At 48.6% G+C, this 26,063-nt stretch carries 23 protein-coding genes; 13 read left to right on the top strand and 10 right to left on the bottom strand.

What is annotated here, in order from left to right:
* Positions 1–217 precede the first annotated feature (217 nt).
* From DXT99_RS06055 to DXT99_RS06065, 3 genes are all read left to right on the top strand, one after another.
* Positions 218–904 (top strand): outer membrane beta-barrel protein, encoded by a 687-nt coding sequence (locus DXT99_RS06055; RefSeq protein ID WP_115564642.1) that lies wholly within the window; start codon positions 218–220, stop codon positions 902–904.
* 124 nt (positions 905–1,028) lie between these two features.
* The gene (locus tag DXT99_RS06060; protein ID WP_115564643.1) at positions 1,029–2,051 is read left to right on the top strand and encodes an SDR family NAD(P)-dependent oxidoreductase; all 1,023 of its coding nucleotides are present in this window, start codon (positions 1,029–1,031) and stop codon (positions 2,049–2,051) included.
* 65 nt (positions 2,052–2,116) lie between these two features.
* A complete protein-coding gene (locus tag DXT99_RS06065; RefSeq protein ID WP_115564644.1) occupies positions 2,117–2,632 on the top strand; it encodes an NUDIX domain-containing protein in 516 nt (171 codons plus the stop codon).
* Between the two features lie 68 nt (positions 2,633–2,700).
* Here the strand turns inward: DXT99_RS06065 and DXT99_RS06070 are convergent, their stop codons facing one another.
* The gene (locus DXT99_RS06070) at positions 2,701–3,414 is read right to left on the bottom strand and encodes a hypothetical protein (protein WP_115564645.1); all 714 of its coding nucleotides are present in this window, start codon (positions 3,412–3,414) and stop codon (positions 2,701–2,703) included.
* Positions 3,415–3,476: 62 nt separating this feature from the next.
* Entirely contained in the window at positions 3,477–5,351 is a 1,875-nt protein-coding gene (locus DXT99_RS06075; protein WP_115564646.1) for a glycoside hydrolase family 3 protein, read from the bottom strand.
* A gap of 277 nt (positions 5,352–5,628) precedes the next feature.
* Here DXT99_RS06075 and DXT99_RS06080 point away from each other — a divergent pair, with 277 nt between their 5' ends.
* The 4 genes from DXT99_RS06080 to DXT99_RS06095 all read left to right on the top strand — a co-directional run bounded on the left by DXT99_RS06080 (position 5,629) and on the right by DXT99_RS06095 (position 9,132).
* Complete coding sequence (locus tag DXT99_RS06080; protein ID WP_115564647.1) at positions 5,629–6,459, top strand: rhomboid family intramembrane serine protease; 831 nt, start codon at positions 5,629–5,631, stop codon at positions 6,457–6,459.
* Positions 6,452–7,303 (top strand): TVP38/TMEM64 family protein, encoded by an 852-nt coding sequence (locus DXT99_RS06085; RefSeq protein ID WP_115564648.1) that lies wholly within the window; start codon positions 6,452–6,454, stop codon positions 7,301–7,303. The genes DXT99_RS06080 and DXT99_RS06085 overlap by 8 nt, the downstream gene beginning before the upstream one ends.
* A 408-nt stretch (positions 7,304–7,711) precedes the next feature.
* Positions 7,712–8,239: an RlpA-like double-psi beta-barrel domain-containing protein gene (locus DXT99_RS06090; protein ID WP_115564649.1), complete on the top strand. Its 528-nt coding sequence runs from the start codon at positions 7,712–7,714 to the stop codon at positions 8,237–8,239.
* 326 nt (positions 8,240–8,565) lie between these two features.
* On the top strand, positions 8,566–9,132 hold the full coding sequence (locus tag DXT99_RS06095) for an HD domain-containing protein (protein WP_115564650.1): 567 nt from the start codon (positions 8,566–8,568) through the stop codon (positions 9,130–9,132).
* Positions 9,133–9,292: 160 nt separating this feature from the next.
* Here DXT99_RS06095 and DXT99_RS26820 read toward each other — a convergent pair whose 3' ends face one another.
* Positions 9,293–9,520 (bottom strand): hypothetical protein, encoded by a 228-nt coding sequence (locus tag DXT99_RS26820; protein ID WP_147294178.1) that lies wholly within the window; start codon positions 9,518–9,520, stop codon positions 9,293–9,295.
* A gap of 22 nt (positions 9,521–9,542) precedes the next feature.
* Between DXT99_RS26820 and DXT99_RS06100 the strand changes: the two genes are divergently transcribed.
* A complete protein-coding gene (locus DXT99_RS06100; RefSeq protein WP_115564651.1) occupies positions 9,543–10,124 on the top strand; it encodes a nitroreductase family protein in 582 nt (193 codons plus the stop codon).
* 64 nt (positions 10,125–10,188) lie between these two features.
* Here the strand turns inward: DXT99_RS06100 and DXT99_RS06105 are convergent, their stop codons facing one another.
* The gene (locus tag DXT99_RS06105; protein ID WP_115564652.1) at positions 10,189–10,881 is read right to left on the bottom strand and encodes a TIGR02117 family protein; all 693 of its coding nucleotides are present in this window, start codon (positions 10,879–10,881) and stop codon (positions 10,189–10,191) included.
* A 209-nt stretch (positions 10,882–11,090) separates the two neighbouring features.
* Here DXT99_RS06105 and DXT99_RS06110 point away from each other — a divergent pair, with 209 nt between their 5' ends.
* From DXT99_RS06110 to DXT99_RS06125, 4 genes are all read left to right on the top strand, one after another.
* A complete protein-coding gene (locus DXT99_RS06110; RefSeq protein WP_115564653.1) occupies positions 11,091–13,649 on the top strand; it encodes a M14 family zinc carboxypeptidase in 2,559 nt (852 codons plus the stop codon).
* Between the two features lie 172 nt (positions 13,650–13,821).
* Positions 13,822–14,358 carry a DinB family protein gene (locus DXT99_RS06115; RefSeq protein WP_115564654.1) on the top strand — a complete coding sequence of 179 codons (537 nt, stop codon included), beginning with the start codon at positions 13,822–13,824 and terminating at the stop codon, positions 14,356–14,358.
* 185 nt (positions 14,359–14,543) lie between these two features.
* Entirely contained in the window at positions 14,544–16,103 is a 1,560-nt protein-coding gene (locus tag DXT99_RS06120) for an FG-GAP repeat domain-containing protein (RefSeq protein ID WP_115564655.1), read from the top strand.
* A 207-nt stretch (positions 16,104–16,310) separates the two neighbouring features.
* Entirely contained in the window at positions 16,311–17,750 is a 1,440-nt protein-coding gene (locus DXT99_RS06125) for an SLC13 family permease (protein WP_115564656.1), read from the top strand.
* A 582-nt stretch (positions 17,751–18,332) separates the two neighbouring features.
* On the opposite strand, the gene priA is transcribed toward DXT99_RS06125, so the two are convergent.
* Positions 18,333–20,864: a replication restart helicase PriA gene (priA, locus tag DXT99_RS06135; protein WP_115564658.1), complete on the bottom strand. Its 2,532-nt coding sequence runs from the start codon at positions 20,862–20,864 to the stop codon at positions 18,333–18,335.
* A gap of 302 nt (positions 20,865–21,166) precedes the next feature.
* Here priA and DXT99_RS06140 point away from each other — a divergent pair, with 302 nt between their 5' ends.
* Positions 21,167–21,949 (top strand): endonuclease/exonuclease/phosphatase family protein, encoded by a 783-nt coding sequence (locus DXT99_RS06140; RefSeq protein WP_246000471.1) that lies wholly within the window; start codon positions 21,167–21,169, stop codon positions 21,947–21,949.
* Positions 21,950–21,998: 49 nt separating this feature from the next.
* On the opposite strand, the gene DXT99_RS06145 is transcribed toward DXT99_RS06140, so the two are convergent.
* From DXT99_RS06145 to DXT99_RS06165, 5 genes are all read right to left on the bottom strand, one after another.
* Positions 21,999–22,985, bottom strand: a complete 987-nt coding sequence (locus tag DXT99_RS06145) for an ABC transporter ATP-binding protein (RefSeq protein ID WP_115564660.1) — start codon at positions 22,983–22,985, stop codon at positions 21,999–22,001.
* Between the two features lie 125 nt (positions 22,986–23,110).
* Positions 23,111–23,371: a type II toxin-antitoxin system PemK/MazF family toxin gene (locus DXT99_RS06150; RefSeq protein ID WP_220273353.1), complete on the bottom strand. Its 261-nt coding sequence runs from the start codon at positions 23,369–23,371 to the stop codon at positions 23,111–23,113.
* On the bottom strand, positions 23,364–23,597 hold the full coding sequence (locus DXT99_RS06155) for a hypothetical protein (RefSeq protein ID WP_115564661.1): 234 nt from the start codon (positions 23,595–23,597) through the stop codon (positions 23,364–23,366). The genes DXT99_RS06150 and DXT99_RS06155 overlap by 8 nt, the downstream gene beginning before the upstream one ends.
* 190 nt (positions 23,598–23,787) lie before the next feature.
* Positions 23,788–25,092: a M20/M25/M40 family metallo-hydrolase gene (locus DXT99_RS06160; protein WP_115564662.1), complete on the bottom strand. Its 1,305-nt coding sequence runs from the start codon at positions 25,090–25,092 to the stop codon at positions 23,788–23,790.
* Between the two features lie 127 nt (positions 25,093–25,219).
* On the bottom strand, positions 25,220–25,783 hold the full coding sequence (locus DXT99_RS06165) for a GNAT family N-acetyltransferase (RefSeq protein ID WP_115564689.1): 564 nt from the start codon (positions 25,781–25,783) through the stop codon (positions 25,220–25,222).
* Between the last annotated feature and the right edge of the window lie 280 nt (positions 25,784–26,063).

A 26,063-nucleotide genomic window follows, 5' to 3' on the forward strand; every position in this document is an offset into this window, starting at 1 on the left:
GATAATGAGTTAACCTCTGCCTTCCTGTTTGAGTATAAAGGCAGATAATTTTTACCTCCGAATTGAGTTAAACGTAAAGGTAAATATAAAGATAAGTTCAGCGGGACAATACGCTTACATACACAATCCACCCTTACCTATGAATAGTAAATTTTACCCTTTTCTCTTATTATGCTGCTTAACGCTATTTAGCCTGAGTACTGCTGAAGCCCAGACTATGTTGAATAAGAGGAGAGCAGTTAGCAAAGTGCCTGAAAAGCGTGGTATAATTCTTTCTATGGGCGGTGGTTTGGCTGCTGTCAGAAGTGATATATGTGGCAGGCCAGAATGCAACACGTTCGGACCGAACGTAAGTGTGGGGGCGCTTTATTACCTGACGTCTTACCTGGGTGTTAGCGGCAACATCGATTATTTGCGCTTAGGTGCAACGGAACGCTCTCCGCTTCGTCCTCTAAATGTTTCCTTTCGGTCCGAAGTGGTTGAAGTGACAGGAACTGTAGTGATTAACCTGTTGGACAGCTACGCTGGCAGCGCAGGCTACCGCTCCTTGCGTAAGCGCTTTCTGGTGCCTTATATTCGGGCTGGCGCTGGTTTAATATATTATACAGCTACCTCGTACCCGGGCCAGGGCAGGTTAAACGACTCACAGATTACTTATGAACCGGCGCGCAAGTATCCTGCCATTGCCGCTGTCATTCCCTTCGGAGGAGGTTTGCGCTTTCGCCTTAACGACGAGTTCAGCATCGCACCCGAGCTCATTTACCACATCACCACCACCGACTATTTAGATAATATCGATCCAGAGCTGGGAAACCCTAATGGGAGGGATGACCATTATGGCATTGCCGCCGTGAAAGTGCTTTACACACCCGTGCTCCGTAACAAGCTCTTCTCCCGTAAATAGCACGGGAAGCAGCTTCTTCAACAACTTTAGTTTTAACTACTCTGCTTTGGCTGCCGTAGAGAAAAGGCAGGAGCCGCTGCCTTTGCGGGGGTGGCCTTCCTGACTACATCTAAACAACCTCAAAATGAAAGCAGACAACAAAAACAAGCTGTGGTGGCTGGCAGCTGGTGCAGGCGCCCTGATGGCAGCGAGAGCCGTTATAAGAAAACTAGGTGCCTACGATTTTAATCATAAAGTAGTACTCATTACGGGTGGTTCGAGAGGCCTTGGCCTGGTGATGGCACGGCAGCTGGCTGCAGAAGGTGCCCGACTGGTGCTCTGCGCCCGCGACGAGTTTGAACTGGAAGATGCCCGCATGGAACTGGCAGGCAATGGTGCTGATGTGCTGGTGCAGAAATGCGACGTAACGGTGGCGCAGGAAGTAAACGATATGATTACGAATGTGCAGAACGAATTCGGCCCTATTGATGTGCTCATCAACAACGCGGGCATTATAAATGCTGGTCCGGTAACCGAAATGACTTTGCATGATTTTGATGAAGCAATCAACATATACTACTGGGGCCCTATACATACCATTATGGCGGTGTTGCCTGGTATGAAAGCGCGCGGCGGAGGCCTTATCCTAAATATATCTTCTATAGGCGGTAAGATGGGTGTGCCGCATCTTGTACCATACAGTGCCGGCAAGTTTGCGCTGACGGGGCTGTCGGAAGGGCTGCGGGCCGAGCTGATGAAGTATAACATAAATGTAACCGTTGCTACACCAGGTCTGATACAGACAGGAAGCCCGCGCCATGCCTTTATAAAGGGCCAGCATAAAAAGGAATATGCGCTTTTCAAAATAATGGATTCCAGCCCGTTGACTTCTATGAGTGCTGAGGCGACGGCCAAAAAAATACTGGATGCCCTGCGCTTCGGGGATGCGCAGGTAACTACTACACTGCCTGCTAAACTTGGTGCTATGCTGCACGGCCTGTCACCGGAACTGATGACGAATATATTTGGCATGGTGAACAAATTCCTGCCAGGCGAAGGTGGCATTGGGAAGAATAGGGCGAAAGGCTACGAGAGCGAAACAGACCTGTCGATGTCACCGTTGACGGAGCGGACGCAGCAGGCAGCACAGCGCAACAACGAGTTGTAGCTTTGATAATCTTATATGTTTAAAATACTGTCAGAGCCATACCCTTGGCAAGACACAGGAAAACGATGGAAATCAAGAAAAGAGAAAGAGCCTACGACGGCTACTTTAAAATCAATAAACTAACTGTAGAGCAGGAAGGGCAGACGTTTACAAGGGAGCAGTTTAATCGCGGAAATGCTGTATGTGCCCTGGTTTATGATACCGAAGCACAGAAATACATACTTACAAAGCAGTTCCGGATAGGGGCTGAGTCGGAGTTGGTAGAAATTGTGGCAGGTATGATAGATGAAGGAGAGGCGCCGGAGCAAAGCATCAGAAGAGAGATAGAAGAGGAAATCGGCTACCATGTGAACAAGCTGGAGCACCTGTATACTTTTTACTCTTCACCGGGTGGCGCAACAGAAAAAGTAACGTTGTTCTATGCAGAGGTGTCGGAGCAGCACGCAAAGGGTGGCGGAAGCGCGCATGAGAACGAGTACATAGAGATAGTGCGGTACGAAGCGCAGGAACTGGTGAATTTAGAGACTTATGATGCTAAAACCATTATCGCGCAGCAATGGCTAAAACTGCAACAGCAATAAGAAGCTAACACTTCAAAATATAAAAAGCTGGCTCTATGCCAGCTTTTTATATTTTGAAGTGTTAGGGATTACCTCTCAGTGTTGCCCTGCAACATATCCATTGTGTCGGCGCTTCCCTCCAGTGCCAGGTACTCGGCCTGTAAAGTGCGAATCTTTAATCTATCGCTGGTTCGCAGCTGGCCTTCCAGTTGGCGGCGGCGCTGGTTAAGCTGGCTATACACATAGTCTACGTAGTCCCAGTCGTCCTGTGACCAGTTGCGGCGCTTGGCTCTTACTTCACCCATAAAGGTGAGGTATGCCTCCCGGATGTTCTCAGGCTGAATGTTGTTTAAGTTGTCATACTCATCCAGAAGCTGGTCCTGCCACTGATTTACTTTAGCTGGGTCGAGCGGTTGTTGCTGGCGGCGTTCCTGCCGGTCTTCCCAACGCTCGTAACGGCTCTGTAACGTTTTGAACTCTTCTTTCGATTGTTCCGAAAGGCTGTCAAACTTCTGCTCCAGCCTCGTGTTGCGTTCGCGTAGCTCTTCCCGGACCTGCGGCCATTCGCTACGAATAGCGGTGTCTCCCCGTTCCGTCTGCCTGTTTAACCAGGCCCTGAACTCCTCCAGTTCATCTTCCGCTGTGTTACCGGTTTTTATTACCCGGGCTGTGTCTTCACTTTCTGCTGTATCCACGGTTATCTCTTCCGTTGTTTCGACCTCCCGGCGGCTTTCGCAACTCCAGAGGGCAAAGCTTAAGCAGAGTATAGCTGTATATCTTAATGTTGGTTTTAAAGTATCCATAGTTTTTCGAGTAAAAGAAAAATTCTTCTGACTTATGTACGAAAAGAGCTTCTTTTAGATAGTTAACGGATAGCTATGGGATTTAGCGCCGGGATAATCGGTTTATCTTTGCTGATGCCGTCGCCATAGGAGTAAAACTCATTCACGGTAACAGGTAGCTTACCCCGTGCCGGTATTTTGCCGAAGATGAGCTTTGCAGCTGCCTCCTGCGCATGGAAGTGTGGCTGGTAAGCCAGTATCAGGCCCTGGCTTTTTTCAATGCCCGGAAACTGGTTCAGCGCATAGGCATTATCGAAGAGTGTGACAACAGCCTTGTTGGAGCTTGCCAGTTGTTGCACCAACTCCACCGCCGCTTTGGAATAGCCCAGGTTATTGCTCGGCCGGATGCTCGGGCCGTACAGTCCTACCAGCACCACATCATACTGCCGTAGTTTCTGCCAAAGTTTCCTGGTTTCCTTTGCCTTGGCTTTCCGCGAGATAATAAAATCAGTGGTCGTGGCGCGTTCCTTCACTTCCCGCTGAAAAGCCATCGTACGCCTGGCTCCGATAGCGACAGTAGCAATACGAAGGCCGCGCTTTTGCCTCAGCGGTACTATATTCTTCTTATTGTTCAGCAGGGTTAAGGCTGCTTCGGCAATGGCACGGTTTGTACTGTCGGCTGCCGCAGGGTTCAGGTCCTGGTACAGGTTGTTGAGGTCAATGGGGGTATAGTTATCCAGGCCTACCCATTGTTTGGCTGTTAGTACGCGCTTGCAACGGCGGTCTATTTCATCCTGGGTAATTTCGCCGCGGCCAATGGCTGCCTGTATCGCTTTGATGGCTCTGGGTACACTGTTCAGGCGTTCTATTACATCGTTGCCAGCCACGAGGGCACGTGCTTCCGCCACACCGGGCTCAAAATACTTGGTCACACCTTTCATCACCATCGCATCAGTAAAAATGAGCCCTTTGAATCCCAGTTCCTCTTTTAGCAGCCCTGTTACAATAGGTTCAGATAAGGTGGAGGGTAGGTTGGCGCTGGAATCAAGCTGCGGGATGTGCATGTGGGCCACCATCACGCCACCCACTCCCTGGTTGATCAGCTCCTGAAACGGGTACAGCTCCATGGAGTCCAGGCGCTCCCGGTTAAATGGAATAACAGGCAGGTCAAGGTGCGAGTCTACATCCGTATCGCCGTGCCCCGGAAAGTGTTTGGCCACGGCAATGATATCGTTTTCCTGCATGCCGCGCGTAAAAGCCAGGCTTTTTGCCGTTACATCCAGCCGGTTTTCCCCAAAGGAGCGGTAGCTGATAATCGGGTTGTTAGGGTTATTATTGATATCGGCAACAGGGGCGAAGTTTACATGCATGCCGAGCCGCCTGAACTCATTGGCCACCTGTGCTCCCATACTATGAATCAGGCCATTGTCGGCCACGGCACCCAGCATTTGCTGGAACGGGTACTGTACCGTGCTGTCGAGCCGCATCCCAACCCCTGTTTCGGCATCCATTGAGATCAGTAAGGGCACTTTAGAGGCTGCCTGGTACTTGTTCGTGAGGATGGCCTGTCGCACCGGCCCTCCCTGAAAGAAGATAATTCCCCCTACCTTGTACCGCTCTACTAAGTTCAGCACATCAGCCTCGTATTTAGGCCCCTGATCCGAAAATGCCTCTATCACGATTAGCTGTGCAATGCGCTCTTCAGGGGTCAAGGTGTTGAAAACAGAATCGACCCAGTAAGAGGAGGAGTCCTGCAAGGCGGTAATCAGGGAAGTTGGTCGCACATACGCTTCCCGCTCTGCAGGTCGTTCTACAGGGAAGAATGCGCGCTGCTCCTCAGCATATGTCTGTTGGCCGGTATCTGCACTTTCGCAGGCAAACAGCAACAGCGGTAGCAATGCCAGCGTTAGCCAGCATAACCTACGTTTAGCAGGATATAATAAATCAAACCTATACATCTTAACTCTTTAACGCCAGTTGCTCCTATTTAACTCCACCTGTTACTACTATCTTTTACAATGTATTGTATTGGTACTGCTTGTATTGATACTGCGCTTAAAGCTAAAACTAAAACAAGTGCGTTGGACAACAACGCCCATTTTAAGCGTACAAAAAGCCAATACAGTACGTAAGATTACAGTAATAGGTAAAGTGAATTGTACTGTTTTTTGTTCATTAACTTTATCTTTCAGAAAAATACCGGAGTTGTTACACTCCTTCATTTATTAATTTTCTATGCCAACACTTCTATCTGAAAGAGATACCTATGATGATTTGCAGGATCAGGAGGTGCATTTCGGCTACAGCTTTTTGCCCGGCATTTTGTTTGTGGCGCTTATGGCACTTATTAGTCTGTTGAGTTACCTGACAAATGCCAGCCTGAGCTGGCTTGGGGTACTGCCGCGTAGTTTCTTTGGATTGATTGGCGTGGTAACAGGGCCGCTCATTCACAGTGGCCTGCTGCACCTGCTCTCCAACGCTTTTCCGCTGGTGCTGTTGTCTGGGTTCATCCTCTTTCTGCACCGCCGGACAGCTCCACGGGTTATACTCCTGATATATGTGCTGAGCGGCATCCTGACATGGTTCATTGGCCGGCAGGCGTATCATATAGGAGCGAGTGGGGTAGTATATGGGCTGGCGGGCTTCCTGCTGTTTAAAGGTTTCCTGCAGCAGAACCGCAGCTCCATGGCGGTTTCGCTGGCAGTGCTCTTTTTGTATAGCGGCCTGTTTTACGGACTGTTCCCGAACGAGGAGCATGTGTCGTGGGAGGGGCATATAGCCGGTCTGATAGCCGGTCTGGTAGCGGCCATTGTATACTCGGAAGGCAATAAGCAGCCAGCAGACCAGAAACCCATAGAACCTGGAATTGTACAGCGGCATATGAGCAATACCATGGGAGCACACTACCACTATTTTGGGATTCATTATGCGGTCCGGGAGCAGAAGAAGCAAACAATCACTTATACGTATATCCTTAATGCTGCAACAGGTGCTGCAAATATGCCAACCAAGCGTGCTGCTGTTTCGTCTAACAAATGGAAATCAGGGATCAAGAAGCATGACTGAAGAGGAAAAAAAATTTCAAGACAACCTTAAAAAAGTGGCGTCGCAGCATACAAACGGACACAGACGGGGAGACTATAAACATCCACAACCGGAGAAGGAGCCTGTTAAAGAGGATAAGGACAAGCAGGAAGGTGAGGGCAAGCACCAAGGTAACGATGAGGATGAGTTTAAGCAGAGCAAGTGGCCACTGGTTATTACAGGTATACTCATTGCGGCACTGATAGCCTCTTATTTTATTTTCCCGGGCTTTCAGCAGGAGGTGAATAATGGGTGGGATGTGCTGACAAGTGGTGATGAGCAGCGCATCTCAGAATGGGTAAGCCAGTTTGGATTCTGGGGCCCCTTCTTTATTATACTAGCCATGGTGGCCCAGATGTTCCTGCTGGTCATTAATGCAGTGGCCCTTATGCTGGTAGCCATTATTGCTTACGGATCCTTCTGGGGATCTATTATAGCCATTGCGGCAGTGGTGGTAGCCTCTACCATCGGCTACTGGATAGGGCATGCCTTGGGAGAGGCTGGCGTTAGCAAACTGATTGGCCGTAAAACAGAGAAGAAAGTAATTAAATTTGTCGATGATTATGGTATTTGGGCTGTTGTCATAGCCCGCATATCCCCTTTCCTGTCGAATGATGCAGTTAGCTTTGTGGCAGGACTGGCCCGAATGGGGTATTTTAAATTTATTGCGGCCACACTGGCAGGCATTGTGCCCCTCACTATTCTGCTTGCCTGGCTCGGGGAGAACAACGAGCGTTTAAGGACAGGTTTGATATGGGTCTCTGTTGTCAGCCTCGCTGCTTTTATAGGATACATTGTCTACGATAAGTATATCAAGAAGAAGTAAAGAGGGCGTACAAGCCTGAATATAAATCGCGCCTGATCAGTATATCTCCTTTTATTCTTTCTCATTTGCCCTCATTACGCGTCAGGCTATGGCTATCACCTCTATTAAAAAAGGTGATAGGAGCTTGTATGTGTTCCACAGATATAGCCGTAAATTAGGCTATACTTTATACCCAAACCTACCCAACTGCTTTCACTTTTATATAGGATTAATCTGAAGCAGGGGCTTCTATATAGGATTGTTCTATTGTATGGTTTATATAAAATATTATTAAAATAATAATGTAGGGTGATAATGCTTAAAAAGCCATTCTGAGGCATCTGTCACGGCATAATATAACCATTCTTTTTTCCTGTCGTTAAAGCGGGTTGTTGATATAAAAATCGATGTTCCACGAAAAGGATAAATATGTTTAGAACAAAATTACTCGCCGCTTTATTCTCTATTGTGTTGGCTGTGGCTGAAGAATTTTCCTTCTTTAACGAGGCATCCTCTGCACCGAAAATCGAAGAAAATGAGCAAAAGCTCACATGGCATTTAAAAGCACCCGAACGCACAGTCACAGAAATTGAAGTACCAGTAACAGAGGAACCACCGCTTGAAACTTTCACTGTTTCCGCCTCCATTTATCATCCTGTTCCAGGCCAGACGGATTCTACACCATTCATCACCGCAGATGGCTCCCGTATTAACAAGAACAATCCTAAGAAGCACCGCTGGATAGCTGTTTCCCGCGACCTGCACAGCCGTTGGGGTGGAGATATCCACTTCGGCGATTCACTTCAGATTACCGGAGTCTCCGACGAACTGGATGGCTTATATATAGTGCGTGATGTAATGAACCAGCGCATCCGCAACCAAATAGATATACTGGTGGGGGAGAAGGATAAAGTCATGGGCTTCTGGAAGGATGTTGAGATAGCTAAGCTTAATTAGATTTCAGCAGTACGTATTCCTAACTAACTGTCTGCTTTCCCGTAACACCAGAAATACGTATGCGCTGCCAGCCATGTATGGATTTGCTTTGTCAATCATTTTACGGCCACCTGCCACATTTTTCTATAGATTGGGGCACCTGTAGCGAAAAAGCAAAGTAACAGGAGCAAAAAAGGTAAAGGCCCTGCAGCAGGAGAGGAACTGCAGGCGGGGCTGGATGAACAGGATGAGCATTTGCCACATCACCCCATCAGAAGATAACTGCAAATTTGACGGCTTTAGAAGATTGCTTAATTTTGGTTTTTACAGACTGAATAATCCTGCGCATGACACACGAAGAAGCCGTAGAAATACTAAACAGCATGACTAAGAGCGAAAGCCTCCTGCGCCACGCCCGCACAGTGGAGCTGGTGATGCAGGCCTACGCCACTAAGTTAGGAGAGGATGAAAATAAATGGGCAATTGCAGGCCTGCTTCACGATGCTGATTATGAAGCTCATCCGGATCAACACCCCAATGTAATTGTAAACCTGTTGCGGGAGCAGCATGAGGAGGAAATAGCACACGCTATCTCGGCGCATTACACCCACTGGGGAGTAGGCTACGATACCTTACTGGACAAAGCCTTGATTGCCTGCGATGAGATTACGGGTTTTGTAGTGGCCTGTGCGCAGGTAAGGCCCGACCGCCTGCAGGGCCTGGAGGTAAAGTCGGTGATAAAGAAGCTGAAGCAGAAAAGCTTTGCGGCCTCCGTAGACCGGGAGGAAGTTCGGAAAGGAGCTGAGTTATTCGGGGTAGACCTGGCCGAGCATATCGGCTTTATCATTCAGGTGCTACAGCAGCACCAGGAGGAACTCGCGCTTCAGCCCCAGGCCAGCAGCACACAAAATTAATGAGCAGGGGCAGCTACTGATTTAGTTACAGTAGCTGCCCCTTTTGCTTTGCATGTCCCGGATTTATATATCCGCTGCTGTAGCAAAGTCTGCTCGTTTCTGTACCTGTTAAGCCTTTGTTCCTTCATCATTTGCTTATGTATCGATTCTGAGGGAGGTACTATTTTGTCGTACTGCCATTTCCTGAGAAGCTACCAACCTTGACTATCATCCCTGTTTCTCCGGCCTTACCAGCTTGTTTCCATACTTCTCTTCCCGAGGTAATAAAAGCGGAACAAATACTATAAAAGTGATGTTGTGTTTGTACATTAAATGTATATACATTTAATTTGTGTTCCAGTACCGTATAAGGAAAAGAGGCGTCAGCATTTTGCGCTTTTGTTTTCAATGAAATTTAAAGAGATAAAACTATGATATCAACAGAGAAGAAAATTGCAATACATAACCTGATTGAGGAGCGTTGGAGCCCCCGCGCTTTTGAAAACAAATCAGTAGGCGAAGAGCAACTGAAAGCGCTCTTCGAGGCAGCACGCTGGGCACCATCTGCCATGAACGAGCAGCCATGGCGTTTTATATACGCCGTTAAAGAAGATAAAGAAAATTTCGATCGCCTGTTCAGTTGCCTGGTAGAGGGAAACAGCTGGGCTGAAAATGCATCTGCCCTGTTCATTAGCGTGGCTAAAAAGAACTACGATTATAATGGTAACCCCAACAGCGTTGCGCTGCACGACTTAGGGCTGGCCACTGGAAACCTGTTGTTACAGGCCACTGATTTAGGATTGCACGTGCACCTGATGGGAGGCTTTAAGGCAGATAAAGCACGCGAGGTACTGGGAATACCTGAAGGCTTTGAGCCTGTGTCAATGGGTGCTGTCGGCTATGCAGGTGATCCGGAAACCCTCCCTGAAAATTTGAAAGCACGGGAGGTGGCCCCCCGTAAGCGTAAGCCCCTGAATGAAATTGCTTTTAAAGGAGAATGGGAGCAGAAGTAAAGATAAAGAGTAGTGTTTTGTGATTGTGTAAGAGCGCCCCGGCAAATGTCAGGGCGTTTCTGTTTTAGCGCAGGTGCCGCATCACCGCAAAGGGCAGTGGTGCCCATAAAGCGGCTTCTATACCCGCTGCTTTCAGCCCCTGGTTTACCCAATTGTTACAGTTCTTGAGGATATAGAATTTACCGTGTGCCTCGTAAAAAGTGTCCAGGCCTGTATAGCCTGAGTTTGGAATATGCTTGTACTGCCCGCTCTCCTGCTGAAAGGAGGCATCAATGTACTGCACCAGGTCCTGGTAATCTTCCGCAGAAAGCAGAACGGGCTGCTGCCGTTTAGTGGGCGTTAATTGGGACGCAATATACTCCACATGCATGGCCGATGGAGTAGGCCAAAGTGTAGCACGTAAAGCCACGCCAAGTGTCAGGTCACTCCATTCAGGTGTTTCCATGTAGAATTGGCGGTCGCCCCAGCCAAAGGCCAGGTACTGATAACTGCTGTCAGCGCTTTCGAAGTGGTGCAGTGGAATTTTATTCCGCCAGTCGATGGTGGGAGTTACAACAGGCACCACAATATCAGTGTGCACCCCGTTGGAGGTAACATAAATCTCTACAGGGGCGGCAGGTGGCGACTGGGCAACACTGCTGTTCACGGGTATGCTGCTCAGTACAAAGGCTGAAAAAATGAAAAGCACGGCCAGGCCAGCCACTGTAGCTATAAACCACAGCACAAAAGACAAGATTCTGATGATTACACGCTTCATACTATATCATACGGCGGGTATCACTGAAAATTTACCAGGAATAAACAGCATAGCCTGTAGCGGTTACAGCAGAGCGCTTATTTGCCATACTCAGCAATTTTGCGGAAATTGTACTTCTTTTCAACTAAACGCCTGTTTAGGCTTTATTTTGTCACCTTTGATAACAAAGTTTAACAGGCTCTTAAAAAACTCATATACTTAAAAACAACATGATGAACACGCTAAAGCGAAACATCGCTTTGTTGCTGGTGCTGCTTTGTATGCAGGTGGCTGTGGCGCAGGAGCGCCTGCAGTCCCCCGAGCAATTTTTGGGCTACCAGCTAGGCAAACAGTTTACAACTCAGAACCGCATTTTAGATTATGTGAACTACCTCGCTGCACAGGCGCCAAACCGCATGAAAGTGCAGCAGTACGGGCAGACCTACGAAGGGCGTCCGCTGATGCTGGCCTACGTCGCCTCCGATGAAAACCTGCCGCGCCTGGAGCAGATCCGGGAAAACAACCTGCGCCAGGCAGGAGTGCAGAGCGGGCAGGTACAGGGAGAGCAGCCTGCCATTGTGTGGCTGAGCTACAACATACATGGAAACGAATCGGTGAGCTCTGAGGCAGTGATGCAGGTACTTTACGACCTGGCAGATCCAAGCAACGCGCAAACGAAGCAGTGGCTGCAGAACACGATCGTGATTCTGGACCCGATGGTGAACCCGGATGGCCGCGAGCGTTACGTGCAGTGGTACAAGCAGGCCTCCAACCAGGGAGGCAATGCCTCGCCTTATGCCTGGGAACATTATGAGCCGTGGCCAGGTGGCAGACCCAATCACTATTACTTTGACCTGAACCGCGACTGGGCCTGGCAGACACAGATTGAGTCGAAACAGCGCCTGAAGGAGTACAACAACTGGCTGCCACAGGTACACGCCGACTTCCACGAGATGGGGGCAGAGTCTCCGTACTATTTCTCGCCAGCGGCAAAGCCATTTCACGAGAGCATCACGCCATGGCAGCGCCAGTTCCAGAACACCATTGGTGACTACAACCGCCAGTACTTCGACAAAAACAACTGGCTCTACTTTACCCGCGAAAACTTCGACCTGTTTTACCCCAGCTACGGCGATACATACCCCACCTATAACGGTGCCATTGGTATGACCTATGAGCAGGGTGGATCGGGCCGTGCCGGTCTGGCCTATCAGAAGCAGGATGGTGACACCCTCACGTTGGTTGACCGCATTGCCCATCACGTTGCAGCCAGCCATGCCACCATCCAGGCCTCCTCTGAGAAGGCCGACCAGCTGAAGCAGGAGTTTCAGAAGTATTACCAGAATAACCTGAATAACCCTGCTGGCGAGTACAAAGCTTTTGTGCTAAAAGCAGACGGCAGAAGTGCTGCTAACCTGAAATCACTGACGGATTACATGGGTCGTCAGGGAATTCAGTACGGCTATACCAGCAAGAACACCACTGCGCGTGGTTTTAACTACAGCAACGGGAAAGACGAAAGAGTAAATATTGGTACAAATGATGTGGTCATCAGCATGTATCAGCCAAAGTCAACCCTCGTAAAAGTGTTGTTTGAGCCAAATGCTAGATTGGAGGATTCCCTTACCTATGACATCACCTCCTGGTCTTTGCCTTACGCGTACAACGTGCAGGCGTACGCCCTGCGAAACAGGATTAACGTGAACACCAGCAATGCGGCGGCAGCTCCGGCTGCGGCGGCTATCACTATCGAGCGCCCTTATGCATACCTGGCCCGCTGGAATAACCTGCAGGACCTGAAGTTCCTGACAGAACTAATGAAGGAGGATATAAAGGTGCGGCAGGCAGAGAAAGCTTTTGAGACGGATGGGCAGCGGTACGAGCCGGGTACACTCATCATTACCCGCACCGGCAACGAACGTATGGGCGATAAACTGGATGCCACTGTACAGGCACTGGCGAAGCAGTACGATGTAACTCTGAGTGCCACAGGCACTGGTTTTGTGAGCAGCGGCGCGGACTTCGGTTCCGGAAGCGTGCGTTACCTGCAGATGCCGAAGGTTGCCTTACTCTCGGGTGAGGGAATTTCTCCTTATGGGTTTGGTGAAGTATGGCATTACTTCGAGCAGCAGATTGGCTATCCGGTTACGGTGCTGAACACTTCCTATTTCAGTAATATACCACTCAACGAATTCGACGTGCTCATCCTGCCAAATGGCAGTTACAGCCAGGTGCTGAATGAGGAGACGCTGGAGAATGTGAGAGAGTGGGTAAGTGCCGGTGGTAAACTCATTGCCATGGAAGCTGCCGCTGGTTTTTTAGCTGGTAAAAAAGGCTTTAACCTGAAGAAGAAAAGCCAGGAAGTAGCTAGCGAGGACAAAAGCAAGGCAAAAGACGAAAACCCATACAAGAACTTGCGCACCTACGCCAACCGCGAACGTGAAGCGCTGGAAGGAGAGGTGCAGGGCAGTATTTTCAGGGTAGACTTAGATAAAACACACCCGCTGGCGTTTGGCTACGGCGATACTTATTTCGGACTTATCCGTTCTGCGGATACGTTCAGCTTCCTGGAAAACGGCTGGAATGTAGGGGTGCTGAAGAAGGATAACTACACCACCGGTTTTGTAGGATCTAAAAGCAAAGAGAAGCTGCAGGATGCGCTGATTCTGGGAACGCAGGATATGGGCCGCGGCCAAGTGGTTTACCTTGCTGATAACCCCTTGTTCCGTGGGTTTTGGCAGGGCGGCAAACTCATGTTCGGAAACGCTGTATTCCTGGTAGGGCAATAAGAGAAGAAGTTAAGCAAAGTGCTTTGATTCGCTTGCTTACTTCATACTGATGAAGGGATTTGAAAAGCCCCCTGCTCCAAACCTGGTGCAGGGGGCTTTTTCTTTGGGGCTGGCGCTTGCTAAGGTATATATTCGTACCTTGCACAGCATCTAATCTTAGTGTTTCTGAAGTATGCAAACGCAACATATTATCACTTATCCATCACCAGAAGAGCACAACGGTTTTCTGAGTAACTATGTACAGCAGGCTAAAACCGATGACCTGATTGAGGGGCTCACTGCCAGCTATGTGTTTATCACGGGTATGGTGCAGGGGCTTACGGATGAGCAATTACTGTTTCGTTATGCGCCGGGCAAGTGGAGCATAAAAGAGGTGATGGTGCATATGGTGGATACAGAGCGTATCTTCTCGTACCGTGCCCTCCGATTTGCCCGCCAGGACAAAACCGAACTGCCGGGCTTTGATCAGGACCAGTATGTGCTACCCGCCAAAGCTGACGCCCGCGACATCAACTCCATCATAGCAGAATATACTTCTTTGCGTACGGCCACCATCGAGCTTTTCAAGAGCTTTGACGAAGAGGCGCTGCAGCAAAGAGGAGTTGCCAGCGGGTTGGAAGTAAGTGTGCGTGCGCTGGGCTATATTATACTGGGCCACGAGGTACACCACCAAAAGATTATACGGGAGCGGTATCTGAAAGCAGTGTAGTTGTTTCTATGAAAACCTAAACCAGTGACTCATTTTTTTAAAACACTGAACAGTAATAGTTTATAAAGGGCGGTCAAGGTATTAGCTTGTAAAGCAGAGTTTAAACACATAAATTTTATTCCGTGTTTAAACTCTGCTTCTTTTATTCAGTCAAAGTTCCAAAGCTGCTAAAACCTGACTGAAACATGCCTACTACGCTCCCTCGTTCCCGAAAAGCAAAGCACTACCTAATAGCAGCGCTGTGTTTGTTTGTGCTTATTGCTGTTACCATCTATATTACCGCGACTAACTTACGACCCATCAGTTGGACGGCCCACTTCGAAGGGATCGGTACAGGTTCTTCTCCCCGATTAGTTGACCTGAACAATGATGGGGTGCTGGATGTGGTGATAGGGGCAGGGGGCGCAGAGAACCAGCCAAGCGATACAGCAGTTATTGCCATGGATGGGGCTACGGGCAATTTGCTATGGCACGTAGCTGGCCGAAACCAGGTGGTGGGTTCGGCGCTTTTTTATGATGTTACAGCCGATGGTGTACCGGACGTGTTTATAGGCGGCCGCACTGCGGAACTGTTAGCCGTAAACGGAGCGAATGGGGAGGTGCTGTGGCGATTCTTTCCGTATGACAGCACCATCAACCCTGCTGATTCCGGTATCTATAACTTCTATAATCCGCAGCTTATTCCGGATCAGGATAAGGATGGTAAAGAAGATCTGCTTATCTCAAACGGCGGGGACTATACCGTAAAAGCCCATGACCCAAGGAGGCCGGTAGGCAAGCTGATGGTGATCAGCAGCAGAAGCGGCCAAATCATATCGGAAGTGGAGGTGCCGGATGGTAAGGAAACGTATATGTCTGTTGTGAAGGTGAGCCTGAAAAACAATGAAACAGAGGATGTTATTTTTGGAACTGGTGGCGAAACAGTGGGCGGTAACCTCTACCGGACAACACTACAGGACATACTTAAAGGAGACATCTCATCATCAGTGGTTCTGGCTACTGGTAAAAACAAAGGCTTTATTGCCCCGCCTGCCCTGGTAGATCTAACCGGAGATGATGTGTTCGACATTGTTGTGAATTCGGTTGATGGACGCACCATGGCTATCAACGGGGCAAATGATTTGCTGCTGTGGAGCGTGAGGGTGCCTGACACAGAAATTTACTCCAGCCCGGCCATTGGTTATTTTAACCAGGATGAGGTACCCGATGTTTTTACAAACTATGGTATCGGGGTGTGGCCCATGATTAAACGATCTACCCAGCGGATGATAGACGGCAAATCAGGGAAAGTGCTCGCCACTGACACCGCAGGAATCTTCTCTTATGCTTCACCGGTTGTGGCTGATTTTAATAACGACGGATTTGATGATGTGCTACTGAGTGTCAACAGCCTGATTCGTCTCAACCTGTACGATCCTAGCAAGCGCCATATCAGCCAGTTAATGGTTTTCGATTTTCATGATAATGTGACATACCAGGTAGGAGATACTTTGCTTGGGAGCAATGTAGCCAGTACACCCTGGATAGGGGATATGGACGGAGATGGCAAGATGGAGATAGTGAACACCACCATCGAATTGAACGGACAACGCAACGACATCGATAGGCCTACAAACCTGCGGGTGTTCCACGTAAAAACGCCTTATACTGTTAATAAAGATATAAAATGGGGCGGCTATATGGGCAGCAACTATGATGGCATTTTCAGAAGTGAACAAAAGGCAGCCAGCATAACGGCGAACTGATCTAAGCTTTGTCTTCATCATACATGCCGACGGCTAATGAACGCAGTTGCCTAAAAGGCAGCGGTTCAGCAGCTATTCTGTACAGAAACTCTACTGTAGTGCATGGATAATACTTTATGAACCTGCCTGAACAGAAAAGCACAATCTTTTAGCAGAAGTATCCTTATATTGTCATTTTATAATGATACATGAAGCGGCACGCTCCCGATGCATTTGACCCGTAGAAACATTGGCTTAATAGTAGCTCCCGTGCTGGCTTTGGCCGTGTGGTGGCTAACACCGGTTCTTACTTATGAGGCCCGTACCGTGGCTACCATCATGGCCTTTTGCCTCGTTTTCTGGATGACGGAGGTAATACCGCTCTCCATGACGGCCTTTCTTGGTGTGCTCCTCGCCGTGATGTTAGGAATTGCTGAAATCGCGACAGCCTTCCAGAACTTAGGGCACCCCATTATCCTGCTCTTTATCGGGAGCTTTCTGCTGGCCCGCTCCATGACGCGCCACGGCCTGGACAAGCGCATTGCGCTGTTCATACTATCCCGGCCTTTTTTCCAGAAAAGCCTTTTCCGGTTGTTCCTGGGTTTCTCCTTTATTTCTTTCCTGCTCTCGATGTGGGTGAGCAACTCAGTGACCGTGGCCATGCTCCTGCCACTTATGCTCGGCGTAACGCAGCTGGTGTGCCAGCCGGAGCAGGGCAGGAACTCAGCTGCCTTCTTTTTATTAGGAATTGCCTACAGTGCTTCTATTGGCGGTATCAGCACCATTATCGGTTCACCGCCTAACCTGATAGGAGTGAATTACCTGGCGCAGCAAGGCGTTATCGTCGATTTTCTGCAGTGGATGTTGCTGGCGCTGCCCATCTCCATAAGCATGTATGGACTGATGGTGCTGTATATGCGCTATTTCTTAAGCAAGAGCAGTTACGATCAGGCGGTGGTGCAGGCGTATGTGGCAGAACACCAGCAGCAGCACCAGAAGCTAAAGCAAGGCGAGAAAGTGACCATGGGCGTGTTCCTCGTGGCCGTTATTCTCTGGCTGGCACCGGGCGTGTTTAATCTATTGGGGCTGGAGGAGGCTTATACGTTTATGAGCACCTACTTCGCCGAAAGCACTGTGGCCGTACTGGCGGCGCTGCTGCTCTTTCTCATACCGCCGGGGCAGGAGAATAACGGAGAAGGTACACTGACGGCAGAAGATTTGGTAAAAATTGACTGGGATACCATTTTGCTTTTTGGCGGCGGTATGGCCTTGGGTCAATTGGTGGTAACTTCAGGGCTGGCAGACGTGATTGGCCGCAGCATTACGACTGTCATAGACCCTGAGAACCAGGTGCTGCTGGTGTTTGTACTGATAACACTGGTGCTGCTACTGACAGAGGTTAGCTCGAATACCGCTATTGCTATTACCTTCGTGCCCATTATAATCGGGGTGCTGCAGGGGCTGGATTTACCGCTGCTTTACCCGGTACTGGGTGTGGTGGTGGCGTGTAGCCTTGCTTTTATGCTACCGGTTGCCACTCCTCCAAACGCCATTGTATATGGCAGCAAGCAGGTTTCTATCGGCGAAATGGCCCGTACAGGATTGGTGCTTAATCTTTTTGGAGCTGTTATTACTACGGTGTGGGTGCTGGTTTATATGTCCCTGTAATGGCAGGAGAGTCAGATTAGTACAAATTAGCTAACTTCCGCTATTGTAATCTAATTTAAAAAGCATTTTATTATCCATCAAATAAAATTCTCCTTAGGCCATTATGCGAAACCGCAGATCATACCGTATTGTCGTAACTATTGCCTGCTTTGTATTTGCAGGTATGAATGCCTATAGAATCTTACAGGGATACTACACCTGGATAGATGTATTTCTGCTGATTATCTTTTTAATTTTTGGAGTGACTTATTCGTACATCCTTTTCCGGCAAGATAGAGAAAGCTGAGGGAGAGTACTGAACGGACTGAAAATGTCCAAAACGGGAAAACCTGAGAGTCTACACTGTTCCTTCTGAACAATCAGACCCTCAGGTTTTCAACTTTTAGCCAAAGGTATCTCTCTATACGGAATAGGTTAAGTTGTGGTTTGTGGTTTTTGAAAATAATTAAATTTATTTTTTTGCCTCTGACAGTCAGTTGTTTTAATTCTCAAAACAAGCATTGTTAAGCGTTCTGTACTTTCGTCTGCCGCTTTACGGGCTTGTATGATAGTTCCGGAGCATGCACCAGAACTCAACCTTTACTACATTGGATCAACATCGGCTACAATACGAATATTCTTGAAGACAGGCAGGAGCCTGAGGTTAAAAATGGCTTGTGCCAACTGGTCTTTCGCGGCCTTCAGGTTCGTGTTTGCGCGCGGTAGCTTAATATGTATCTCGTTCAGAAACAGGTTTCGGATTTTGAAGATGTAGGGCACCTCCGGCCCCAGTACCTGCTGTTTACCCAAACGGTCCACGAGGTCCTTGGCCAGTACAATGGCGGCATTCTCAGAAGTCTCTTCTTCAGCATGCTTCACTGTAATCCGGATCATGCGCACAAATGGCGGATAGCCGAAACGCAGTCGCTCCTCTATCTCGTGCTCGTAGAGGCTCTCGTAATCATTGTTGCGCACTTTCCGGAAAATGGGCTGCAGCGGGTCGCGCGTCTGTATAAGCACAGTACCGGGTTTGCCTTTTCTGCCGGCGCGGCCACTTACCTGCACAAACAACTGGTACGCCCGCTCGTGTGCCCGGTAATCAGGGAAATTAATAACCGTGTCTGCATTCAGTATACCCACCAGGCTCACGTTCTCAAAGTCAAGGCCTTTGGTGACCATCTGCGTGCCCACCAGCACATTTGTCTTTCCGTTTTCGAAGTCAGCTATGATTTGCTGATAGCTGTTCTTTGTTTTAGTAGTATCCAGGTCCATGCGCTGTACCTCTGCCTTTGGCAGGAGCAGCTTTAGCTCGTCTTCTACCTTTTCCGTACCGAAGCCCATGCTTTTGAGGGTGGTAGCGCCGCAGGCGGGGCAGTCGTGGGGCATGCGTTCGTGGTAGCCGCAGTAGTGGCAGCGCAGCTCGTTGTTATACTTGTGATAAGAGAGGCTCACGGCGCAGAACTTGCACTTCGGTATCCAGGAGCACTCGTCGCAGGAGATGAAGGGGGCATAACCCCGGCGGTTCTGAAAAAGAATTACCTGCTCCTCGCGCTGCAGCCGCTCTTCAATAGCTGTCAGCAATTGGCTCGAGAAGTGGCTGTTCATAGCTTTTCGCCGTTGTGCATCGCGGATGTCTATTAGCTCTATGTCTGGTAACTGGGCTTGTCCAAAGCGCTTGCTCATGGTTACCAATCCCCAACGGCCGGTTTTGCAGTTATAGTAACTCTCAATGGATGGCGTAGCAGAGCCAAGCAACGTCTTCGTACCTTGCAGATTTGCCATCACCAGGGCTGTTTCGCGGGCATTGTAACGCGGCGCCGGGTCATACTGCTTATAGCTGGCCTCATGCTCCTCATCCACAATTATCAGCGACAGGTTATGAAAGGGCAGAAAGATGGAGGAGCGCACGCCCACCACCACCTGAAAGCGCCCCGACAGGATGCCCTGCCACACCTCGGCCCGTTCGTTGTCGGAGAACTTGGAATGGTACACACCCAGCTTCTCACCGAATACTTTCAGCAGGCGCGTCACAATCTGGGCGGTCAGCGCAATTTCCGGCAGCAGGTACAGTACCTGGCCACCGGCTTCCAGTGCGTGCTTTATCAGGTCGATGTATACTTCGGTTTTACCACTGCCCGTTACACCATGCAGCAGCACCGTGTCTTTTTCCTTGAACAGGCCCAGAATTTCATCTTTCGCCTGCAACTGGTGCTCTGATAATGCCATCGGCAGCTGTTGCTGCAGATTATCTATCGGGAAGCGCGACACAATCTGATCGAATTGCTCCAGCACGCCTTTTTTTATCAGCGTGTTGATGGAGGAGGCAGAAAGGTGGGGGTTTTTAGAGAGCTCACTTTTCTCAAGGCCTTTGTAATTCAGGTTAATGTCCTGGTGTACCGGTACCTTTTGGAGGTAGTTCAGGAGGATGTCCAGTTGCTTGGGCTGAGGGGTGAGCTGGTTAAATAGCTCCTCCAGCATGCCCTCTTCCTGCACAAAATGCTCTGTCAGGCGCACCTTCTTCACCACCTTCGGCGAGAATTTATCGCTGACCTGCTCATAAATAATAATTGCCTCTTTCTGAATCAGCGATTTGATGAACTTATGGTAGCTTTTCAGTTGCAACAGGTTGCCAACTTCTGTGAACGTAAGCGCCTGGTTATGCTGCAGGGCAAATATGATTTTCTCCTCCTGGGGCGCAAAGATAATTTCGTCCTCTTCGGGGTTATACTGCGGGTGCAGTTGTATCCGCGACTCACTGCTCAGCTTCAGTGCCGAGGGCAGCCCGGCGTTAATCACTTCACCCAGGGTGCACATGTAGTAGTCGGCGATCCACTTAAAGAGCTTGAGCTGCGGCCCCGTCACTATCGGGGTGTCATCGAGCACATCCAGCACATACTTAGCTTGGTAATCGGCGGGGGCATTCTCGTGGATGTCCGCTACAATACAGCTCAGCACCCTTTTTCCTCCAAACTGCACAATTACCCGCGCACCCACCATCACGCTGTCGTTCATTTCGAACGGGATGCGGTAGGTGTACAGCTTTGGCAAGGGCAACGGCAAAATTACATCGGCAAACAGGGTGACACGATCCGTAGCCGGCTCCGGCGGGTAATTAAAGTTTAAAAGCTCTGACAAGGGTGGTTTATACTTTAGCTAAAGACAAAGGTCGTAAAATTTTGATGATTATGAAGCATCTGCTCTGGCTCATATAGTCTAGCGTTTGCCATGAATGCTATTGGCAGACAGATAATCCAGGGCTGAACAGGATAGGGAATCAATTTGAAATGACTATATTTATTCTGATAAGCGGGAGAGGTGTTTCTTTGCCTCCCGTAAGAAAAAGAAAACAAATTCAGGTTATGTTAGGGAAAACTTTATTCATCCTGAGCCTACTGTCGCTGTGCTGTGGCAGCAGTGTGCTTGCACAATCCAAATCAATGCGTGTAGCAACCTATAACATCCGTTACGACAACCCCAACGACGCCCCCAATACCTGGGCAAAGCGCCTCCCTGTGATGGCGAACCAAATCCAGTACCACGACTTCGATATCTTCGGAACGCAGGAGGTGCTGTTTAACCAGCTAAAAGATTTGGCTGAAGCGTTGCCTGCATACGCTCATATAGGAGTGGGAAGAGATGATGGCAAAGAGAAAGGAGAGTTTGCTGCCGTTTACTATAACAAAGACAGGTTTACACTGCAGCAGCAGGGACATTTCTGGCTCTCTGAAACGCCTGAAAAGCCAAGCAAAGGGTGGGATGCTGCTATTCCCCGCATTTGTACCTGGGGCCAGTTCCGGGAACAGGAAACCGGGTTCTCTTTTTACTTTTTTAACGTGCACTTTGACCACATGGGAGAGCAGGCACGCAAGGAGAGTGTGAATCTAATAGTACGGAGAATCAGGCAGATAGCAGGGAACTCGCCCGTTATACTTGCCGGCGACTTTAATTTCAGCCAGAAAGATGAAAAGTACACTACCCTGAACACCTCCGGTATACTGAAAGATGCTTTTCAACTGGCAGATTTACGCTATGCACCCAGAGGTACCTTCAACGGTTTTGACGCTGACCGAAACTCCGATGAAAGAATCGACCACATCTGGCTTAGTTCAGGTTTCAAAGTTAACCGCTATGGCATTCTGACAGACACCTACGGCGACGGAAAGTTTCCATCCGATCATTTCCCGGTAGTGGCAGAGATAGAGTATAGTGTAAAGAGGTAGGAGTGCAAATAGCTAAAAGGAGAGGGTACGGAAGTTTGAAAAGCTTTCCTTACATATACCAGACACTGTCCGGTGACAGCGAGAGATGTACTGTGTCGCCTTTTGCAACATTGGCTTCAGCAGCTTTTGTAGTTACCGTCAAATCTCCTGAAAGCAAGATTTCTATATCGTAGTAGCTGCCATAGAAGGTTACTTTGTTTACCTTTCCCTGAAGGGAACGACTCTCTTCCGCTCCTATTCTAAAACTCTCAGGGCGAATAAGCATCTGTTTGTTGTTTGGCTTTATGCCTGGGAGTTTAGAGAAGGCTGCTGCCTGTGCAGGAGGTATGAGGTTGTAGCTTCCGAACAGGGCGGCTACATACTCGTTCACTGGCTGCCTGTAAATCTGCTCTGGTGTTCCTTTCTGCAGCATCTGTCCATTCTTCATCACCAGTATTTCATCTGCCCACGAGAGCGTATCCAGCGGGTCATGAGACGTTAGAATGCAGGTAATTTCCAGTCGTTCTCCTATTTCGCGGATAACGGATTTAAGTATGTTTTTATGCACGGCATCGAGGTTGGAGTATGGTTCGTCGAGCAGTAATAGTTTGGGAGATGAGATGAGCAATTTAGCCAGGGCAATCCGTTGTTTCTCGCCTCCTGATAAGTGATCTGTCCGTCGCGACAGCAAGTGATTGATCCGGCATATCCCGTACAAGGTTTCCGCGTCTTCTGCTGGCAGAGTGTTGGCATAACGCAGTACCTGCTCCACTCTCAGTGATTTAGGCAGTTCAAAGTGCTGCGATAAGTAAGAGATACCCGGGTGCCCCGGCACTAACTTGTCCAGCGGCCCAATTACCTTTTTACCCTCAAATAGCACTTCGCCAGCACTAGGCTGCACGAGCCCGGTAATGATTTTCAGCAGCGTACTTTTGCCCGCGCCAGTCTCTCCTGCAATGGCTGTTTTCTGGAATTCTTCCTGGCTAAAGCTGATGTCTTGTAAAGTGAAATCCCCTTTTTCCTGTATAGATATGCCTGATACTTTTAATAAACTCATTTAATTGGAGGGGATATAAAGATGGTTTGGGTAATTTGACTGTTACTGTAATTCAAATAGTGCTTTGAGTTTGTGTTCGATTTCAACCTGATATTTTGGAGGTATAATACCTAATTGCCTTTGTATTATATTTTTGGTATGGTTACCATTCTGTGCAATTTAATTACTGAATCGACAGACAGTCCTGTTAAATAAAAGTCATTGTCTTCTTTGTATATGAGTAGGTCTGATGCCTCAAGTGACTTCTGTATTTGGCTGCTTATGAAAGCTATGATTACATGCTCATAAATCCCTATTGCTTCCGTCAGGCAAACGGCTGGCCTTACTTTAGTTCCGCTGAAATCATCAAATGGGAAGGGGAACAGAACAATCTTTCCCTTAGTCATGAGAAGGTTTTCCGTCTGTTAATGAATATATATTCTCTTGTTCTTCATGCAAAAAGTCAAAAACTGGATTGTTAGTCATTGCTGCTAACCATTGCTTGTCCTCCAATTCTTCGTCTTCAGACACGAGAATAATTACTTTGACTTTCTTGTCCCTCACTTTTAGGGGATGGTCCAAACGTAAAACTCCTTTATTATCTATTTCCCCTGTAACCTCAATGGCTTTCATGACGAACCTCCTGCTTTTATGTTGTTGCTAGCTATCTTATTTATACTTTCTTAACTTCTTTATGTTTGAAACTGCGTGTTTAGCTAGCTCTATAAATACTCCCATATTAACAAAACGCTGGCAATCTGATTGTCTATTAGTTTAAGAACAGAGCAGTCTGTATTGTGAACTTAACCTCCTGAACGCGGACCTACTGCCGTACCTGCGACTTATCCACGCGCGTCGGCGTATCTTCACCGCTCACTACTCCTTCTGAAGCGAGGGCAATGGCTTTTATCATATTGGTGAGGTGTTCCATGTCCAGCTGCGACACCTCGTCTTTGACGGTATGGTAGGTTTTATCCTTGTCAATTTGTACTGAGGATATGGTATGCGCCGGAACGCCCAAGCGGGCGAGGGTGGCGTTGTCAGAGCGGTAGAAAAGGTTCTGCTCGGGGTATGGGTCCGGGTGAATGCTGTAGGTGGTGCCCTGCAGGCGCTGCTGCATCAGGGTGCCCAGGTTAGAGCGCTCGAAACCGGTGAGGTAGGCGCTGTTTGCACCAAATTGTGAGGGCTTGCCCACCATTTCGATGTTGAACATCGCCACAATCTGGTCCGGGTTCAGTTGCTCAGAAAAGTATTTGGAACCAAAGCCGCCCATCTCTTCTGCCGTAAAAGCCACAAACAGCAGCGAGCGCTCCGGTTGCGGTTGCTGCTTGTAATAGTCTGCAAGCATCATCATGGCAGTTGTGCCTGCCGCATCGTCGTCAGCACCGTTGGCAATGCTGTCTCCAGCCACCGGTTCTTGGATGCCGATGTGGTCGTAGTGGCCCGAGAACACCACATACTCGTCTTTTCGTTTGCCCTCTATCATGCCGCCAACGTTGGTGAGCTGCAGCTGCTCTATTTTATTTTCAACCTCCACCTCATACTTTGTAGCTTTTGCCTGGTCTGTTAAAACAAACACTTTGCTTGCGCTTTGGCCAAGTTCTTTTTTCACGCTGCCGCTGCTCACATAGTGCTGGTAGCGGCTAAAGAGGTCTTTGTGCTTCGGGTGCACCAGTACCAGCACATCCTGGGTTGCATTGTTTAACTCACTTAAAACTGCTCTGAAATCATCCTGCGCGCCAACTGTCATTACCTTCTGCTTTCCATTATTTGTCCACTCCAACTCTTTATTATCGGTGATGGCAAACACTAATTCCGGCTTTACATCTTTTCCATTTAGCTTAACTTCCTGCTCCTGTGGTAAAACACGGTACATGCTGAACGTTTGCTTGAAATCGTCCTCCCCAGGTAAAGGCTTTAAACCAACACGCTGAAACTCGTTCTGAATAAAGTCGGCGGCTTTTTCAATTCCGGGTGTAAAAGAGGCGCGGCCCTGCATAGCATCAGCGCTTAGGGTGCTGACAATGCGGGTAGTTTCATCTTGTGTGATAGGCGCTAAATCCTGTGCAGGGGCTGTAGCCGTAAAACCACATGCAAGTAAAAGCAGGGCAAGTTTTATGTTAGTCATCTTTGATGTTACTGAATACAATAGAAAATGGAGACACAGAACAAAACCGGTGTCAGTCAAAAATACTTATTATGCTGTCAACTTTCGTGCCGTTACACCTTGATTCGTAGAGGAATGCAAACAGGAATTAGCTTTGTTGCTGCCATTCACGCAGTAGCAGGCTGTATATCTCCAGGTCATGAAAGTGCCCGTTCAGGTATTCCCCGTCCCGCTGCACACCTTCCATTTTGAAGCCTAATTTCTGTGGGATTCTGCTGCTCTTCGTGTTGCCAACCCCAACCTTAATCTGGATACGGTTCATGCCCATTTCCTCGAAAGCGTATTGCAGCAGGGCTTTGCAGGAGCGGCGCATAATGCCTTTGCCCTGCAGTGCGCCGGATAGCCAGTAGCCGATTTCTATTTTGCGGTTTACATGGTCAATCCCTTTGAAACCAATGATGCCCGCTATGCTTTTCTGATACAGGATCACATACACTTCCTCGGAAGTGTTCTTACTGTCTGTAACCGCTCTCAAATACGCCTTTGTGTCGAGCACCGACATGCTGTAATCGATAAAGGGGAGCCACTCGCGCAGGTATGCCCGGTGGGTGTCGATGAGGTGGTACAGGAAAGGGGCGTCTTCCACCGTAGCCAGGCGCAGGTAAAGGTCTGTGTCTACGGGAATGTGTGTGGTATGAGGGCTTATTTTCATAGGCAGGTAGTAAATCAACTTCTAATTAACAGTCTTAGTAGCTGTTTTGCAAAAAATAGACTATATATGGTTAAAAATATGCTGGTACACATCAAATTTTTGTGACTTATCAGGCATAAGTTCACGAGGATAAAGGCTTTACTTGCTTCAAATATCTTGCTACTAAAATGGCAGGCGCCATGCATGCCTTTCTTCGTTTTCATCGTAGTATTAACGAGTCTGGATACTCTCACCCACTGTACGTCGAATGAATGAATTCCTGCGCCAGGTCGGGAGTAGG

It is taken from the genome of Pontibacter diazotrophicus (genome assembly GCF_003367245.1).
Classification (GTDB): domain Bacteria; phylum Bacteroidota; class Bacteroidia; order Cytophagales; family Hymenobacteraceae; genus Pontibacter; species Pontibacter diazotrophicus.